At 72.4% G+C, this 17,035-nt stretch carries 16 protein-coding genes; 10 read left to right on the plus strand and 6 right to left on the minus strand.

Going from position 1 to position 17,035, the window contains the following annotated elements:
• The first annotated feature begins 10 nt into the window (after positions 1 to 10).
• Positions 11 to 2,566 carry a DNA translocase FtsK gene (locus tag ABZ860_RS29740; protein WP_357226201.1) on the plus strand — a complete coding sequence of 852 codons (2,556 nt, stop codon included), beginning with the start codon at positions 11 to 13 and terminating at the stop codon, positions 2,564 to 2,566.
• 45 nt (positions 2,567 to 2,611) lie between these two features.
• Here the strand turns inward: ABZ860_RS29740 and ABZ860_RS29745 are convergent, their stop codons facing one another.
• Positions 2,612 to 4,117 (minus strand): PucR family transcriptional regulator, encoded by a 1,506-nt coding sequence (locus ABZ860_RS29745; protein ID WP_357226203.1) that lies wholly within the window; start codon positions 4,115 to 4,117, stop codon positions 2,612 to 2,614.
• Between the two features lie 94 nt (positions 4,118 to 4,211).
• Here ABZ860_RS29745 and ABZ860_RS29750 point away from each other — a divergent pair, with 94 nt between their 5' ends.
• From ABZ860_RS29750 to ABZ860_RS29785, 8 genes are all read left to right on the plus strand, one after another.
• Positions 4,212 to 4,661, plus strand: coding sequence for a nucleoside deaminase (locus tag ABZ860_RS29750; protein ID WP_357226206.1), 450 nt, complete (start codon positions 4,212 to 4,214; stop codon positions 4,659 to 4,661).
• Positions 4,658 to 5,614 carry a 2-oxoglutarate and iron-dependent oxygenase domain-containing protein gene (locus ABZ860_RS29755; protein ID WP_357226208.1) on the plus strand — a complete coding sequence of 319 codons (957 nt, stop codon included), beginning with the start codon at positions 4,658 to 4,660 and terminating at the stop codon, positions 5,612 to 5,614. The genes ABZ860_RS29750 and ABZ860_RS29755 overlap by 4 nt, the downstream gene beginning before the upstream one ends.
• Entirely contained in the window at positions 5,611 to 6,999 is a 1,389-nt protein-coding gene (locus ABZ860_RS29760) for a cytosine permease (RefSeq protein ID WP_357226210.1), read from the plus strand. Before ABZ860_RS29755 ends, ABZ860_RS29760 begins: the two co-directional genes overlap by 4 nt.
• A gap of 160 nt (positions 7,000 to 7,159) precedes the next feature.
• Positions 7,160 to 7,879: a helix-turn-helix domain-containing protein gene (locus ABZ860_RS29765; RefSeq protein WP_357226212.1), complete on the plus strand. Its 720-nt coding sequence runs from the start codon at positions 7,160 to 7,162 to the stop codon at positions 7,877 to 7,879.
• 30 nt (positions 7,880 to 7,909) lie between these two features.
• Positions 7,910 to 9,322, plus strand: a complete 1,413-nt coding sequence (gene rimO, locus ABZ860_RS29770) for a 30S ribosomal protein S12 methylthiotransferase RimO (RefSeq protein ID WP_357226213.1) — start codon at positions 7,910 to 7,912, stop codon at positions 9,320 to 9,322.
• Complete coding sequence (gene pgsA, locus ABZ860_RS29775; protein ID WP_357226216.1) at positions 9,319 to 10,071, plus strand: CDP-diacylglycerol--glycerol-3-phosphate 3-phosphatidyltransferase; 753 nt, start codon at positions 9,319 to 9,321, stop codon at positions 10,069 to 10,071. The genes rimO and pgsA overlap by 4 nt, the downstream gene beginning before the upstream one ends.
• On the plus strand, positions 10,068 to 10,562 hold the full coding sequence (locus ABZ860_RS29780) for a nicotinamide-nucleotide amidohydrolase family protein (protein WP_357226217.1): 495 nt from the start codon (positions 10,068 to 10,070) through the stop codon (positions 10,560 to 10,562). The genes pgsA and ABZ860_RS29780 overlap by 4 nt, the downstream gene beginning before the upstream one ends.
• A gap of 253 nt (positions 10,563 to 10,815) precedes the next feature.
• Positions 10,816 to 11,172: a helix-turn-helix transcriptional regulator gene (locus tag ABZ860_RS29785; protein WP_357226220.1), complete on the plus strand. Its 357-nt coding sequence runs from the start codon at positions 10,816 to 10,818 to the stop codon at positions 11,170 to 11,172.
• Between the two features lie 368 nt (positions 11,173 to 11,540).
• On the opposite strand, the gene ABZ860_RS29790 is transcribed toward ABZ860_RS29785, so the two are convergent.
• The 4 genes from ABZ860_RS29790 to ABZ860_RS29805 form a co-directional block, all read right to left on the minus strand.
• Positions 11,541 to 11,828, minus strand: a complete 288-nt coding sequence (locus tag ABZ860_RS29790) for a glyoxalase/bleomycin resistance/dioxygenase family protein (protein ID WP_357226236.1) — start codon at positions 11,826 to 11,828, stop codon at positions 11,541 to 11,543.
• Positions 11,829 to 11,894: 66 nt separating this feature from the next.
• Positions 11,895 to 12,680 carry a DNA-formamidopyrimidine glycosylase family protein gene (locus ABZ860_RS29795; RefSeq protein ID WP_357226222.1) on the minus strand — a complete coding sequence of 262 codons (786 nt, stop codon included), beginning with the start codon at positions 12,678 to 12,680 and terminating at the stop codon, positions 11,895 to 11,897.
• Between the two features lie 34 nt (positions 12,681 to 12,714).
• A complete protein-coding gene (locus ABZ860_RS29800; RefSeq protein WP_079311982.1) occupies positions 12,715 to 13,179 on the minus strand; it encodes an Rrf2 family transcriptional regulator in 465 nt (154 codons plus the stop codon).
• A gap of 65 nt (positions 13,180 to 13,244) precedes the next feature.
• Positions 13,245 to 15,152 carry an endonuclease/exonuclease/phosphatase family protein gene (locus ABZ860_RS29805; protein WP_357226225.1) on the minus strand — a complete coding sequence of 636 codons (1,908 nt, stop codon included), beginning with the start codon at positions 15,150 to 15,152 and terminating at the stop codon, positions 13,245 to 13,247.
• A gap of 231 nt (positions 15,153 to 15,383) precedes the next feature.
• On the opposite strand from ABZ860_RS29805, the gene ABZ860_RS29810 reads away from it, so the two are divergent.
• Positions 15,384 to 16,562 carry an ROK family transcriptional regulator gene (locus tag ABZ860_RS29810; RefSeq protein WP_357226226.1) on the plus strand — a complete coding sequence of 393 codons (1,179 nt, stop codon included), beginning with the start codon at positions 15,384 to 15,386 and terminating at the stop codon, positions 16,560 to 16,562.
• 50 nt (positions 16,563 to 16,612) lie between these two features.
• Here ABZ860_RS29810 and ABZ860_RS29815 read toward each other — a convergent pair.
• On the minus strand, positions 16,613 to 17,035 hold a 423-nt coding region (locus tag ABZ860_RS29815), incomplete at its 5' end, for a multicopper oxidase domain-containing protein (RefSeq protein WP_357226228.1).

The raw sequence follows: 17,035 nt of genomic DNA on the forward strand, positions 1-17,035 counted from the left end.
CTTCGGCATCATGGCCACCCGTACGTCCGGACAGGGGTCCGGCAAGCGCCCCGCGTCGCGCTCCGGATCCCGTACGGCTTCCCCGAAGCGATCCCCGGCGGGTTCCCGAGGCAGGGGGGCGCCCAAGCCCGCGCCCAGACCCGCGCCGAAGCGGCCGGTCGCCACCGGCCAGGACCCGATCAGCTGGTTCTTCCTCGTGATCGGCAAGCTCGTCATCGGCATGTGGATGCTGGTGGCGAACGGCGTGGGCATGGCGGCGCGGGCACTCGGCCAGGGAGCCCGCGATCTCGACCCCATGCACCGCCGCGACGGGCAGGGGCTGTCCGTGCTCGCGGGCGCCATCGTGCTCGCCGCCCTGACCTGGCGGGACGCCAAGACGGGTTTCGCCGCGTTCGTCGACGCCGTGGTGCGCGGGACGGTGGGATCGCTCGCCTGGGCGGTGCCCGTGCTGCTCGCGCTGCTCGCCTGGCGGCTGCTGCGCCACCCCGACCAGAACGCCGAGACCGGCAGGATGGGCATCGGCTGGACGGCGCTGCTGGCCGGGATCCTCGGGATCGTGCACGTCGCCCACGGCACGCCATACCCCTCCGGCGGGCCGAACGACGGCATGGACAACGTGTCGGCGGCGGGCGGCATGATCGGCTTCATCGTCTCGGCCCCGCCGTCGAGCATCCTGCCGGCGTTCATCACGATCCCGCTGCTGCTGATGCTGTCCGGCTTCGGCCTGCTGGTGATCACCGCGACCCCGGTCCACCGCATCCCCGAGCGCCTCGCCGAGATCCAGCACATGCTCTTCCAGCGGCCGGAGGAGACCGGGGAGTCCCGCAAGGCCCCCGCGCCGGCCAAGAAGCGCACGCGCAAGCAGCAGGGCGGCGGGCGCGACGCGGTCGAGGGCGGCGACAACGTCAAGCCGTACGACACGCCCGTGCTGTCGGAGAAGGACCACTCGCCGGAGATCGTCCCCGGCCTGGTGGACGACGTCGTGGAGTCGGCCGAGCCCACCGAGCCGGAGATGCAGCTCCCCAAGCCGGCGCCGCAGCCCCCGCTGCCGACCCCCGCGCCGCGCAAGGTGGAACAGCTCGTCCTGTCCAGCCAGGAGGGGCCGTACACGCTGCCGGACCTCACGCTGCTGCGGCCGGGCAGCGCGCCCAAGCAGGAGACCAAGGGCAACCGGACGGTCGTGAACGCGCTGACCAGCGTGCTGGAGCAGTTCGCCATCGACGCGCAGGTCGTCGGCTTCACCCGTGGCCCGACGGTGACCAGGTATGAGATCGAGCTGGGCCCGGCCGTCAAGGTCGAGAAGGTCACCGCGCTCACCAAGAACATCGCCTACGCCGTCAAGTCCGCGGACGTGCGGATCCTGTCTCCCATCCCCGGCAAGTCGGCGATCGGCGTGGAGATCCCCAACGTCGACAAGGACCTCGTGTCGCTCGGCGACGTGCTGCGCTCGCAGGTGGCCCAGGCCGACCACCACCCGATGATCGTCGGGCTGGGCAAGGACGTCGAGGGCCGCACCATCGTGGCCAACCTGGCCAAGATGCCGCACATCCTCATCGCGGGCGCCACCGGCGCGGGCAAGTCGACCTGCATCAACGGCCTGATCTCCTCGATTCTCATGCGGGCCACGCCCGACGAGGTCCGCATGGTGCTCGTCGACCCCAAGCGGGTCGAGCTCAGCTCGTACGAGGGCATCCCGCACCTCATCACGCCCATCATCACGAACCCGAAGAAGGCCGCCGAGGCCCTCGAATGGGTGGTGGGCGAGATGGACCGGCGATACGACGACCTGGCGGCCAGCGGCTTCCGGCACGTGGACGACTTCAACAAGGCCGTACGCGCGGGCAAGCTCGTGCCGCCGCCGGGCAGCGAGCGCGTCTACCAGCCGTACCCCTACCTGCTGGTGATCGTGGACGAGCTGGCCGACCTGATGATGGTCGCGCCGCGCGACGTCGAGGACTCGATCGTCCGCATCACGCAGCTCGCCCGGGCCGCCGGCATCCACCTGGTCATCGCCACCCAGCGGCCGTCCGTGGACGTCGTCACCGGCCTGATCAAGGCGAACGTGCCCTCGCGGCTGGCGTTCGCGACCTCCTCGCTCGCCGACTCGCGGGTCATCCTCGACCAGCCGGGAGCGGAGAAGCTCGTCGGGCAGGGCGACGCGCTGTTCCTGCCGATGGGCGCGAGCAAGCCGATGCGGCTGCAGAACGCCTTCATCTCCGAGAAGGAGATCGCGGAGGTCGTCGGCCACTGCAAGGCCCAGATGCAGGCCGAGTATCGGGAGGACGTCGCCGCGCCCGCCGCCGCGAAGCGGGAGATCGACGAGGAGATCGGCGACGACCTCGACCTATTGATCCAGGCCGCGGAGCTGATCGTGTCGACCCAATTCGGCTCGACGTCCATGCTCCAGCGCAAGCTGCGCGTGGGCTTCGCCAAGGCCGGGCGGCTGATGGACCTGCTGGAGAGCCGCAACGTGGTCGGCCCGAGCGAGGGGTCCAAGGCCCGGGAGGTGCTGGTCAAGCCCGACGACCTGCCCGGCCTGCTCGCCGACCTCCGCGGCGGCGAGTAGCCGCCGGGCCTCGCCGAGCGTCTGCACGGCCTGGATCACCTGACCTCAGCGGCCGGCGACCCGGTGGGCGGCGGTGGCGAGCAGCAGGGCCGCGTGCGCGCCGGGGTCGGTCACCGGGTGGCCCAGCAGCGTCTCGATGCGCTGCAGCCGCTGGTAGAACGTCTGCCGCCCGAGGTGCAGCGCGGCGGCCGCCCGGGTCGCGCTGCACCCGTGCAGCAGGAAGACCTCCAGCGTGCCGACGAGGTCGGTCCGGTGGGCCGTGTCCCAGTCCACCAGCGGGCCGATGGTCCGCCGTACGAGCTCGGCGGCGTGCCGGGCGTCGGCGTGGCGGGTGAGCTCCAGTTCGAGGGCGAGCGCGCGGGTGGTGACGAGCCGCGCGTCCCGCCGCAGCCCGAGCGCGGCCCGCGCGTCCCGCAGCGAACCGCCCAGCTCGGCCAGCCCGGTCGCGGCGTGCCCCACGGCGACTCTGAGCTGGGGGGTGTGCAGCCGCCGCAGCGCCTCCTCCAGCGCCTGGGCGGCCGCGCCGGCGGCGTCCGCCACGGCCACCGGCACCGCGAGGGCGCCGAGCACCAGCCGGCCCACCCGCCCGCGCAGGGCGGTCGTGTGCAGGATGTGCGCGGCCCGGTCGAGCACGGCGAGCGCGGCCGCCGTCTCCAGGGCGTCCACGGCCACGCCCACCAGCAGGTGGCCGGGCCCGGTGGGCAGGCCCGCCATGACCGCCCGTACGCCGGGGTCGGCCTCGGCCGTGCCCTCGATGAGGTCCCGCAGCAGCGCGGACGCCTGGCGGTCGCGCTCGCTCGGCGGACTGCCCGTCCTGAGCATGGCGAGGGCGAGGGCGACGGCCGTGCGCTCCAGCGCGATCGCCAGGTCGTCGGCGGGCAGCGCCGAACCGGGGCCGGCCACCAGCCGCCCCCAGGGATGGCCGTGGAGGGTGACCGGCGACTCGCAGACCGCACGCTCGGCCGCGCGCCAGGCGTCCCGGTCGCTGCCCACGCCGTGGGCGGCGACCAGCGCGCCGCTGGCGGACAGCAGCATCAGCGGTGCCCCCACGACCTCGGCTCCGGTCGCCAGCACCCCGGCGACCCCGGCGCCGGCGATGAGCGCCTCGTTGAGCGCGCGGGTGGCCGAGTCGCCCACCCGCAGCCGCCGGCTCGCGTAGTCGACGATCAGCGTGTTGACGTGCTCGGTGATCCGGATGAACGGGACGACCGCGTGCAGGGCGACGAACGGCAGCTCCTGCCTGCGAGCCTCCTCCACCAGCTCGCGCGGCGTCTCGGGGAACGTGCGGCCGAGTTCGAGGGCGACCCCGGCCACGCCCCTGGCGGCGATCTCCCGCAGGTAGTGCCGCCGCGCCCCCGCGTCGGTGCCGGCCAGGCCGAGCCCGGTCGTCAGCAGCAGCTCGCCGCCGGTGAGCAGGGGGCCGATCTCGTAGATCTCGCTGGAGTGCACCCATCGGACCACCCGGTCGAGCGCCCCCTCCCCGGCGAGGACCTCCGGCCGGGCCTCCCGCAGCACCTCGAAGGACAGTAGCTCGCGCAGGGTCAGAGGCATCGGTGCACCCCTATACGGATCGTCCGTTAAGGGTCGCCATAGTACGGACGTTTCGTCCGTTCCCGAAGGCCCCGCCCGGAGGGATAGTGAGCGCATGACAAGCGACGCCGCCATGCTCAGCGTGGCCCTGGAAGAGGCCAGGAAGGGGTTCGCCGAAGGCGGCGTGCCCGTCGGCGCGGCCCTGTTCGGCCCGGACGGCCGCCTGCTCGGGCGCGGGCGCAACCGGCGGGTCCAGGACGGCGATCCCTCGGTGCACGGGGAGACCGCCGCCTTCCGCGACGCGGGCCGCCAGCCCTCCTACCGGAAGACCACCATGGTGACCACCCTGTCGCCCTGCTGGTACTGCAGCGGCCTGATCCGGCAGTTCCGCATCCCGCGCCTGGTCGTCGGCGAGTGCCGCACGTTCATGGGCGCGCACGAGTGGCTCGCCGAGGCCGGGGTGGAGGTCGTCGTGCTCGACGATCCCGAGTGCGCCGGGCTCATGACGGCCTTCATCGCGGCCAACCCGGCCGTCTGGAACGAGGACATCGGAGATGAGGCATGAATTCGGTTCCCGTCGTCGACCTGACTCCCTGGTTCTCCGGTGAGGCGGACGGCCGGGCGCGGGTGGCCGCCCAGGTCGACGCCGCGCTGCGCGAGATCGGCTTCCTGCTGGTCACCGGGCACGGCGTGCCGGCCGCGCTGCGCGAGGACGTGCGCGCCGCGGCCCGGCGGTTCTTCGCCCTGCCCGCCGAGGTGAAGCAGCGGTACGCGGCCGTCGTGGGGGAGCGGGGCTGGCTGCCGCCGGGCGTCGAGGCCAACGGCTACGCCGAGGGCACCCCCACCCCGCCCGACCTCAAGGAGACCTTCGCCGTGGGCGCCGACCAGCCGATCGGCGTCCCGGAGATCGACGCCGACTGGTTCCTCGCCAACGTCTGGCCGTCCGAGGTGCCCGAGCTCCAGGTGCTGCTCACCCGCTACCTGGCGGAGATGCGCTCGCTGGCCGGCGAACTCCTGGTGGTCTGCGCGGCCGCTCTGGGGATCGAGGAGGACTTCTTCGCCTCCCGGGCCGACCATCCGTCGTACACGCTGAACATCAACCGCTACCCGCCGCTGTCGCAGGTGGGCGAGCCGGAGCCGGGGCAGTTCCGGATCGGGCCGCACACCGACTTCGGCACGGTGACCGTGCTCGACCGGCAGCGGGGCGTCGGCGGCCTGCAGGTCTACACGCTCGACGGCGAGTGGATCGACGCGCCGTTCGTGCCGGACTCGTTCACGATCAACATCGGCGATCTGCTGGCCCGCTGGACGGGCGACCGCTGGCGCTCCACCCGGCACCGGGTGCTCCCGCCCGACCCGTCGGCGCCGGACGAGGAGCTGATCTCGCTCATCTACTTCTACGAGTGCAATCCCCTGGCCGAGGTGGAGTCGCTCGGCCCCCCGATCGGCCGGGTCTCCCACGAGCCCGTCCGCGCATCCGACTACCTCCTCGAGAAGCTGAGGGCGATCACCGTATGACAGTTCTGGAACCCCCCGAGGTCGCCGTACGCGAGGGCCGGTACGGCGACAAGGTCGCCGCGATCGAGCCCGGCGGCATCGAGTTCATCCCCCTGTCCGAGCGTCACGGCAGGCCCCGGCAGCTCTTCTGGACGTGGACCTCGCCGAACCTGGAGTTCGCCACGATCTTCCTCGGGGTCCTCGCCGTGGCGGCGTTCGGGCTCGGCTTCTGGCAGGCCGTGCTCGCCGTCGTCGTGGGCAGCGGCCTCGGAGCCCTCACCCACGGCGTGCTGTCGGCCAGGGGCGTGAGCGCGGGACTGCCGCAGATGGTGCTCGGCAGGCTGCCGTTCGGCTATTGGGGCAACGTCATCCCCTCGGCGTTCAACTCCGTCGCCGCCGGAATCGGCTGGTTCGCGGTCAACAGCGTGAGCGGCGCGCTCGCGCTGAACACGCTGACCGGTCTGCCGGGCTGGGCCTGCCTGCTGATCGTCGTCGCGGTCATGGTGGTGCTCGGCTTCTTCGGCCACAACCTGGTGCAGGCCTTCGAGAAGTACGCGTTCCCGGTCCTCGCGGCGATCTTCGCGGTCACCTCCGTGATCATCCTGTCGAAGGCCCAGCCGGGCTACGCGGGCAGCGGGGGAGGGCTCGGCGGCTTCCTGCTGACCGTGGGCGCCACGTTCGGCTACGCGGCCGGCTGGAACCCGTACGCCGCCGACTACACGCGGTACCTGCCGCAGGACGCGAGCAGGCGGGCCACCGGCCTGTCGGCGGGCCTCGGCGTGTTCGTGTCGTGCGTGCTGCTGGAGGTCGTCGGCGCGGCGTCCGTGACGATCGGGGGCGGCGACGCCCTCGGACAGCCCACCTCGGCGTTCACCGGCCACCTGCCCGCGCTCGTGGCGAACCTGACGCTGCTCGCGATCGCCCTCGGGGCCGTGTCGGCCAACGCGCTCAACGTCTACTCGGGCGCGATGTCGCTGCTCGCCCTCGGCGTACGGCTGCCGCTGACGATGCGGCGGGCCATCGTCGCGCTGGCCTGCGGCGTGATCGGCTTCGCGGTGGCGCTGTCGGGCCTGGAGGACGCCGGGCACAAGTACGAGGCGTTCCTGCTGGTCATCGCGTACTGGATCGGCCCCTGGCTGGGCGTGGTGCTGACGGACATGCTGCTGCGGCGCGGCCAGGACGTCCGCGCGCTCGAACCGCTCATGTTCGACCGGCGGCACGCCAACTGGGCCGGGCCCGTCGCGATGGTCGCGGGGGTCGTCGTGTCGGTCTGGCTGTTCTCCAACCAGGAGCAGTACGTCGGCCTGGTGCCGCGGAGCGTGCCCCAGGTGGGGGACATCGCGTTCGAGGCCGGGTTCCTCATCTCCGCCGGGCTCTATCTCGCGCTGAAGCCCCTGCGGCGCTGAACCGGCCCCGGCCGCTCCCCGCGTACACTCTCCGTGCACATTTGGCACACCCCCGGGTACCCATCGTAGCCAGTTACTGATTGAATGTGACTAACTACGCATTGTGGGGCGAGCTGTAAGCTCGGACAGGGGGGCCTGACCAATGAGCGTTGGTGCTGTTTTGGCCGAAGCCCGTGAGCGCGCCGGGCTGACCGTGCGTCAGCTCAGCGAGCGCACGCGGATCCGCGAGACCGTCATCGAGCGCTTCGAGCGCGACGACTTCTCGGTGGGCGACTTCTACGCGCGCGGGCACATCCGGACCATCGCCTCCGACCTCGGCCTGGACCCGGACGAGATCGTGCGGCAGTACGAGCAGGAGAACGCCGACATCGCGTCACCGGTCAAGGCGTCGGCGGTGTTCAGGGGCGACGTGGGCGAGCGCGCCCGCAGGGCCCCCAACTGGACGATGGCCGTCGCGGTGGCGCTGGCCATCGTCGCGGTCGTCGTCATCGCGCGGATGCTCGGCGGCTCCGGCGGGAAGGCGGGCCCGACGGCCGCCCAGCTTCCGGTGAACGCGCCGCACGCGCAGGCGCGTCACGACAAGGGCCACGAGAAGAAGACCCTCGAGGAGGCCGTCGCGCCCGGCCTCGTGGTCGTGAAGGTCACCGCACGCAAGCCGGCCTACCTCAACGTGCGGGACGCCAAGGGTCACGAGATCTTCCAGGGGACGCTTCCCGAGGGGAAGACCACGACCTATTCGGCCAAGGACCGGATGAAGGTGACCATCGGCGACGCGGGGGCCGTGCGGCTGGAGGTCAACGGAAGGGACCTCGGCACGCCGGGCAAGGACGGCCAGATGATCCGGCGGACCTTCGACGCGGGCGGCCCGAGTCCCCGTTAATCGCCGACTGCCGATACCGTAGTTCGCATCATGTCTTCTCGCCGAACCGTATCGCTGATCACGCTGGGCTGCGCCCGCAACGAGGTCGACTCCGAGGAGCTGGCCGCGCGGCTGGAGGCCGCCGGCTGGCACACCGATGACGACGATCCCGACGTCGTCGTCGTCAACACGTGCGGCTTCATCGATTCGGCGAAGAAGGACTCGATCGACACCCTGCTCGCCGCGGCCGACTCGGGCGCGAAGGTGGTGGCGGCGGGCTGCATGGCCGAGCGCTACGGCGCGCAGCTCGCCGACGCCCTGCCCGAGGCGACCGTGATCTCCTTCGACGACTACGCCGAGATCGGGGAGCGTCTCGACGACGTCATCGCGGGCAGGCCGCTGGTCCCGCACTCGCCGCGGGACCGCCGCACGCTCCTGCCGATCACGCCGGTGGAGCGCTCGGCCGCCCGGGCCCACATTCCCGGTCACGCCCAGGAGGACCCGCTGCCGGAGGGCGTCGCCCCCGCCAGCGGCCCTCGCATGCTGCGCAAGCGGCTCGGCTCGGGGCCGGTGGCCTCGCTGAAGCTCGCCTCGGGCTGCGACCGGCGCTGCACGTTCTGCGCGATCCCGGCCTTCCGCGGCTCGTACGTCTCGCGCCGGCCGGAGGACCTGCTCGCCGAGGCCGCCTGGCTGGCCGGGCAGGGCGTCAAGGAGCTCGTGCTGGTCAGCGAGAACTCCACGTCGTACGGCAAGGACCTGGGCGACCTGCGCGCGCTAGAGAAGCTGCTGCCCCCGCTGGCCGCGACCGAGGGCATCGAGCGGGTGCGGGTCAGCTACCTGCAGCCCGCCGAGCTGCGGCCCGGGCTGCTCGACGTGATCGCCTCGACCGAAGGGGTCGCGCCCTACTTCGACCTGTCCTTCCAGCACGCCAGCGGGACCGTGCTGCGGCGGATGCGGCGCTTCGGCGACCCCAAGCGGTTCCTCGACCTGCTGGCGCAGATCCGCGACCGCGCGCCCGAGGCGGGCGTCAGGTCCAACTTCATCGTCGGGTTCCCGGGAGAGACCCAGGAGGAGTTCGACGAGCTGGTGGGCTTTCTGGAGGAGGCCAGGCTGGACGTCATCGGCGTCTTCGGCTACTCCGACGAGGAGGGCACCGAGGCGTACGGCTTCGAGGGCAAGCTCGACCAGGACGTGATCGACGAGCGGGTCGCGACGCTGACCGAGCTCGCCGAGGAGCTGACCGCACAGCGGGCCGAGGAGCGCATCGGCACCGAGCTGGAGGTCCTGATCGAGGAGGACCTCGGCGACGGCGGATACGAGGGCCGGGCGGCGCACCAGGGCCCCGAGGTGGACGGTGCGGTCACGGTCCAGGGGATCGGCCTGGTTCCCGGCCAGATCGTCCAAGCGGTCGCGGTCGACTCCGAGGGGGTCGACCTCATCGCGCGGATCAAGGCAGGCACATGACGGAGCGCGGTGAGCCGCCGGTGGACGTGGCGGGCCCGGGAGAGATGACACCGGAGCCCGCGGCGCCGCCGGTCGCTGCCGCCGTGCCGGTGGCGATCCCGGCGCCCGGTCCGCAAACGGGGCCCGGCGTCTTCGAGGAGCCGTCCGACGTGGCCGGAGACGGCGCCGGGGAGGGCGCCGGAGAAGGCACGGCGCGCCGCGTCAGCACCTGGAACATCGCGAACGTCCTGACTCTCGCCCGGCTGGCGATCGTCCCCGTCTTCACCGTCTTCCTGTTCGTCGAGGGGGAGGGCTGGCGGCTGGCAGCCCTCGGCGTCTTCCTGCTCGCGTCCCTCACCGACCAGCTCGACGGCTGGCTCGCCAGGAAGTACGCGCTGATCACCGACTTCGGGAAGATCGCCGACCCCATCGCGGACAAGGCGCTGATCGGCGCCGCGCTGCTCAGCCTGTCGTACCTCGGGGAGATCCCGTGGTGGGTCACCGTGGTGATCATCGCCCGCGAGGCGGGGGTGACGCTGCTGCGCTTCCTCGTGATCCGGCACGGGGTTATCCCGGCCAGTTACGGGGGCAAGGTGAAGACCGTGTTGCAGATCGTCGCCATCGCGCTCTACATCGTGCCGGGGGTGCCCGATCTGATCAGATGGGTGGCCATGGGCCTCGCCCTGGTGGTCACGGTGGGAACCGGCGCCGACTACGTGGTGCGGGCGGTGCGGCTGCGGCAGGTGGCGAGGAGCGCGCGAAGCTCATGATGGGCGTGGCGAGCGAGGTGCTGTCCCTGCTGGTCCGTCAGGGCGCGACCGTCGCCGTGGCGGAGTCGCTCACGGGCGGCCTCATCGGGGCCGCGATGACCGGCCCGATGGGGGCCTCCGCGGCGTTCCGGGGCGGAGTGATCGCCTACGCCACGGAACTCAAGGCGAGCCTCCTCGACGTGCCGTCCGGCCTCCTCGACAGGGAGGGGGCGGTGCACCCCGACGTGGCCGCGGCCATGGCCACGGGAGTGCGCAAGCTCGCCGACTCCGACTACGGCCTGGCCGTGACCGGGGTCGCCGGCCCAGACCCTCAGGACGGCAAGCCGGTCGGGACGGTCCACATCGCCCTGGCGGGACCGGGAGAGCGGCTCTGGCATCGCGACCTGCGCTTGACCGGAGACAGGGACGGGATCAGAACTGCCACCTGTCAGGAGGCGTTGAGCCTGCTGGAAGGTGTGCTGAAGGCAAATTTGGGGGAACATTCGGGGTGATTACCGCGTTACGTCCCCAGCGAACATGCTCGCCTCGGTCTGCCGCGGTGTTGCCCTCTACAGGTACGGTGGAGCTGTGAGTGAGGTCCGTGAGCCAACGGCGAGGAGCAAGACAGGCGCACGCCCGGCGAAGGGGCCGAGCGAACCCATGATGACGGCGAGGCGTATGTACGAAGGGCAGATGAAGAAGGGGCGACATGAGCCCACCGCGAGAGGCGTCGTGAAGGCGCCCCCCTTGGGGAGGGAGCGACAGATGATCCTGCTGCGTCAGCTGCTCGGTGACGTACTGCGGCGGCTGAGGGTGCGGCAGAATCGCACCCTTCGCGAGGTCTCCACTCTGGCGCGTGTCTCACTCGGCTATCTGTCCGAGGTCGAGCGCGGTCAGAAGGAAGCCTCTTCCGAGCTGCTCGCCTCGATCTGCGGCGCGCTCGGAGTCCCGCTGTCCCAGGTGTTGCGCGAGGTGTCCGATCAGTTCGCGCTGGCCGAACTGCAGGCCGCCCCCGTGCTGGCCGAGGTGCCCGAGCACGAGCGCCTGCCCATCCCGGAGACCGTCCCCTCAGGGCCGGAATTCGATGGCTTCCCCGAGGTCAAGGACATGGTCGCCGCCTAGGCGGCGTCTCGACGCCCCGCCGCGCCGGCGGACGGCGTCTCCGCGACCTCGCCTGACGTCCCCGCAGGCCCCATAAAGACGCAGGCCTGAAGACACAGGCCCCATAAAGACATGGCTCGATAGGACACGCCCGGCAGAGGCCAGGCGTGGCCCCGCGCTCGCAGTCCGGGTCGACCCGGGCCCGGGTGCCCTGTCCCGATGCCACGGGCGGGCGCCTGGCCCCCGCAGGCCCGGTTCCGTTCCGACGTGCCGTTCGCGCTTGGTCGCGCTCGTCTCCTCCTGTCTCCGCGGTCTCTTCCGCATCGCGGTCCCGTGGCTGCCCTCATCCCCTTACGGCTGTCCCCTTACGGGCTGTCTCACGGCCGTGATCACGATGCCTGGATCTCGACCACCCTGCCGTCCGGGTCGGTCATGAGGTGCCGGCCGGGCTCCAGCCGCGGCTCGGCGCCGGCGCCGTCCACCTGGAGACCGAGCCGCACCGCTCCGGTTCTGCGCTCGGCGGTCGCGGGATACAACTCGAACACGGTGCCGTCGGCCAGGACGGCGGCGTAGTGCCGCGGGCCACGGCCGTGCCGCTCCCGGGTGAATTCGATGCCGAGCGCGCCGTAGAAGGCACGGCACTCCTCCAGCCGATCGGTGTACAGGACGAGCAGCATGACGCGGGCGGCGGTGGGCGGCACGGAATCCCCTTCGTGTCTCACGTACCGCCCTATTGTCGGTTCTCAGTCCCGCTGGCAGGCGGGGCACCAGTAGATGAGCCGCTCGGCCGGCTGCGGTCCCATCTCCCCGCCGCTGATCGGGCCGCCGCAGCGGTGACACGGGCGGCGTGCCCTGCCGTACACGAGCAGCGCCCGCCCGGGGCGCGGATCGCCCGTCGTCACCGGGAGCGGCGCGTCCTTGCTCGCGTCCATCAGACGGTGGGCGACCGAGACCAGCTCCTCCAGCTCGTCCGGCGCGATCGACCCCACCGGACGCCACGGGGACAGCCGCGCGGCGTACAACGTCTCGGCCCGCCAGATCGTGCCGATGCCCGCCAGGTCGCGCTGGTCGAGCAGCGCCTCCCCGATCGTCCGCTGCGGGGCGCGCAGCAGGTTCCGTACGGCGAGGGCGGCGTCCCAGTCCGGCCCGAGCAGGTCCGGGCCGAGATGCCCCACCACCCGCTCCTCACGGTCGGTCGGCACGAGATCGACCATTCCCAGCCGCGTCCCGACCGCCTGCCACTCGATGTTGGCGAGGATCAGCCGGACCACGTCGCCCCTCGGTGCCGGACGGCCCGCCGGGCCCACCCGCCAGCTTCCCTCCATGCGCAGGTGAGTGTGGACCGTGAGCCCGCCCTCCACCCGGGTCAGGAGGTGCTTGCCGCGCGAGACCGTCGTCAGCACGGTCCGGCCGCGCAGGTCGGCCGTGGCGTACCGGGGCACCCGGAAGTCGCTGCGGGTCAGCCTCCGGCCGTCCAGGGCCTGCCTGAGCCGCTTGGCGGTCCGGTAGACGGCGTCACCCTCCGGCACGGCTCTCCTCCCGGGAGGATCGGGTACAGGCGGCTCACACCGGCATGTGTGAGTCCCACGCCGCCGGGTCGGCGGCGAGCTCGGTCACCCGGGGCGGCAGCTCGCCCTTGGCGATCTGCTCCAGGGTGACCTCTTCGAGGATGGCCCGCTCACTCGCCCGCAGCGCGATCCACACCTGCTGCAGCGCCTGGGCGGCGCCCTGGTATCCGACGTGCTCGGGCCGCTCGCCCCGCACGTTGGCCAGCGGCCCGTCCACCGCGCGGATCACGTCGGCGAGCGAGATCTGACTGGCCGGCCGCGCCAGGACATAGCCCCCCTCTGGGCCCCGCTGCCCGCGCACCAGTCCGGCGCGGCGCATCTGCAGCAGGATGTTCTCCAGATATTTGGGGGGCATCTCCTGCTCCTTGGCCAGCTCGCCCACCGTGGTGGGTCCCTCACCCGCCGCGGCGAGTTCGGCGGCGGCACGGAGGGCGTAGTCGACACGGGCAGAAAGTCGCATGTAGTCGATTATCCCGCCTGGTTGGCATCGGTAGGACGCCGCCTGCCGACATGGCCCGGCCGGGCCTACTTCAGCCGGAGCCGTACGACGAGCGGGAGGTGGTCGGAGAACGGCACCCGGGGCGCGTCGGCCGCCACCGCGGTGAGCCCGTCCGAGATCAGCACGTGGTCGATACGCCGCACCGGAGCGTCGGCGGGCGAGGTGGGCGGGTCGCCGAGCGCCCGCAGCGGGTCGGACAGCCCCGCGGCCTCCAGCACGCGCATCTGGGGGTCCGACGGCGTCGTGTTGAGGTCTCCCGCCACGATCACCGGTCGCGGGTCGGCCACACCGACCCCGGGCGGGAGGGTGTTCGCGGCGAGCCGCCGGGCGATCGCCGCCACCTCGGGCGCCTGCCCGCGCGGCTCCTGCAGGTGCGTGTTCACGATGCCCACCTCGTGGTCGCCGACCTCCAGCACGATCGGCTGGGCCTGGGCGCCGGTCGGGTAGCCGTGCCGCCCCAGCCGGGTCGAGCCGATCTCGGAGACGGGCAGGTTCGTGAGCAGCGCGTCGCCCCAGAGGCGGTCCGCGGCGGGGGCGAAGTAGTAGCGCATGCCCAGGCCGCGGGCGATCCTCGCCAGGTCGTCGTGCCCGCCGTTCAGCAGCCAGCCCCGGTCCACCTCGCTGAGCAGCACCACGTCGGGACGCCGCGTCGCGGCCCAGGCGGCGACGCCGTCGAGGTCGAGCCTGCCGCCGAGCCCGAAGCCCATCCGGATGTTGTACGCCACGAGCGTGAACTCGTTCCCCGTGATCGCCTTCGTGGCGGGCGGCGACTGCCAGGTGAGGAGGCCGGTCAGCAGGGCGAGCGACAGCGCGATCGACCCCCATCGGTGCGGTGCCCGCCGCACGGCCTGTGCATCGATCCCGGCGGTCCGGTTCCGCCGGTCCGCGCGCACGGTCACGACGGCGACCAGGACGGCCACCGCCACCGGGACCAGCGCGTTGGGGAACCCCAGGTCGGCGTCGAAGGCCGCGTAGTAGAGGAACGCTCCGGTCAGGAACACGAGCATCCCGCTCAGCGCCGCGACGCCCCCGCCCGCGCTCTGCGCGGTGCCCTTGTGGTTCCCGGCGATGCCGGCGCAGGCGCCGAGGGCGACCGCCGTCACGAGGGCCGGCAGGCCCTGCACGCCGGTCTCCTCCGCCGCCACTCCGGCGACCAGGAAGAGCCCGGCCGTCCAGCCCCACGACGTGGTCCAGGCGCAGACGACGGCCGCGCACAGCGCCGCGACCTGGAGCGCGACCGCAAGGGCGGTGAAGGGCCCGCTGTGCTGCGCGGTGTCCTGGGCGAGTATGGCCGGGCCGCCGCAGTACATGCCCGCGAGCATGAGCATCGGGCCGAAGACGAACCACACGGCCGCAGGGGCCTGGTCAGGGGAGGCGGGCGAGAGCCGTACGGACCACAGGAAGGCGAGGCAGAGCAGGGCGACGGCGAGCCAGGGCAGCGGCCCGTCCCGCCAGACGAGGTCCACCCGGTCGAGGGCCAGATGGAGGATCGACGACCCGGCCAGGCCGCCGGCAAGCCCGGCCGGCACCCATGTGCCCGCCGTCGTCCGCGCGCAGCCGTACAGGAAGACCAGGCCCGCCGTGACCCCGGCGGAGGCGAGCAGAAGCTGGGGCGTGCCGCCGTTCGCCGCCTGCAGGCCGAGCCGGGCCGCGACGAGCGCCACCGCGCCCGCCGTCCTGACGATCCGGGGCGACGCGAGCCGCGCCGCGGGGACGGCGGCGAACGGCAGGACGAACCACAGCGCGGCGTACAGCCCCATGCTCGCGGGGTCGGTCTCGCCCGCCCTGCCGTACAGGGTGATGAGGGACGGCAGGAACACCCGCACCACGTCGAACAGGAGCGCGACGCCCGTCATGAGCATGAGCAACGGCCACGGGGCAGCGGGAAGCCTCCGGGCCGGTGTGGCGTGCGGCTGCCCGGTCGTTTCGGTCATCGCGCTCCCTTCGGGCTCCTATGAGCCATCCTCATAAACCATGGGAGCGTTACCAATACGTTCGACCTGGGGCGTTCCTCGTCCCTGTCGGCTCGCTAAGCTTGCTGGAAACCTTGTTGTTCATTCACGGGCGCACATGGCCGGAGCGCCGCCGGGGGCCGAGCGAACCGGAGGGGCGTGGGTGGGCGCACCGACGGCGAGCCGGAGACTCAGACGATGGGAAGCAGGAGCATGGAGCGACGTCCTGGCGTGCCCCGGCTGCTCCGGGAGATCAACGACCGGGCCGCCCTGGAACTGCTGCTCGCCTCGGGTCCCCTGACGCGCGGCCAGATCGGGGAGCTCACCGGCCTGTCCAAGGTCACCGCGTCCCAGACGCTGGCGCGCCTGGAAGAGCGCGGCCTGGTCGAGGTCGTGGGGGAGCAGGCGGGCAACCGGGGGCCCAACGCCGCGCTGTACGGCGTGATCGCCTCCTGCGCGTACGTCGCGGGGCTCGAGGTGGGGCCCGACCGGGTGTCGGCGGCGATCGCCGACATCAACGGCGACGTGGTGGCCGAGGTGACGGCGTCCCCCGAGGAGCAGGACGACCCGGTGTCGCTGGTGCACGCGGCCGTGGTGAAGGCCTGCAGGAGCGCGAAGGTGGCGCTGTCGCGGCTGCGCGGCGTGGTCATCGGCACGCCCGGCGTCGTCGATCCCCGCACCGGGGACGTGCGGTTCTCCTTCGACCTGCCGCAGTGGCACGAGGGCATCCACGAGGCGCTCGCGCGCGACCTGCGCAGGGACGTCACGATCGAGAACGACGTCAACCTCGCCGCGATCGCCGAACGCGCGAAGGGCTCCGCCCAGGAGGTGGACGACTTCGTGCTCGTGTGGGTGGGCCGCGGCATCGGCCTGGCCGTCGTCCTGGGGGGACGGCTGCACCGGGGCCGGTCGGGCAGCGCGGGGGAGATCGGCTACCTCCCGGTGCCCGGGGTGCCGCTCGCCGACGACGTCAGGGCGGTGCCCGGGCGTCTGCCGTCGCTCGGGGGCGGCCTGCAGTCGCTGGTCAGCTCCGAGGCCGTCACCGAACTGGCCCGCGGGCACGGCTTCGCCGGGGGCACGGCCGCCGACTGCGTGACCGCGGCCGTCGCGGCCGGTGCCGCGGGCGAGCCCCTGCTCGACGAGGTCGCCTCGCGGCTCGCCCTCGGCGTGGCGTCGGTGTGCGTGGTGCTCGACCCCGGCCTCGTGGTGCTGGCCGGAGAGGTCTGCCGGGCCGGCGGGGCGGCGCTGACCGCCCGCGTGGAAGAGGCGGTCGCGCGCATCTGCCCGGTCCCGCCGCAGGTCGTCACGAGCGAGGTGGAGGGCAACCCGGTGCTGCGCGGCGCCGTCCTCGCCGCGCTCGACCAGGCCCGCGAGGAGATCTTCACGGCATAGGGAGTGCTTCCCGGCCGACCCCCCGGTCTCGGCGTACGACCGCGTCCCCGTTACATGCCGCTCATCGCGTGGCCCGGCATGTCGTCCATGGAGTGGCCCGGCACGTTCCCGTCCGCGTCGGTCACCGTGAACATCCCGGCCATTCCCATGTCGGAGTGGCTTTGTACGTGGCAGTGGTACATCCACATTCCGGGGCCGACGCGTTCGCCGGCGATGACTTGGAAGCCGAAGGATTCGGCGGGTCCTGTGGTCTTGGTGTCGATGATCCGGCTCTGGTCTTGGGGGTCTTTCAGCATGCCGGTGCGGTTGTCGGCCCAGCGGTGTCCGTGGATGTGGAAGGTGTGGAAGAGGTTTCCGTGGGCGATGACGATGAACTCGACTCGTTGGCCGAGTTGGGCGGTGAAGTCGGGCGCCTGGGTGAGGTTGTTGGTTTTCATGTCGTTGAAGACGACGGTGAAGGTCTTGTCGGGGAG

Source organism: Microbispora sp. NPDC046973, from assembly GCF_040644495.1.
In the GTDB taxonomy this organism is placed as follows: Bacteria; Actinomycetota; Actinomycetes; order Streptosporangiales; family Streptosporangiaceae; genus Microbispora.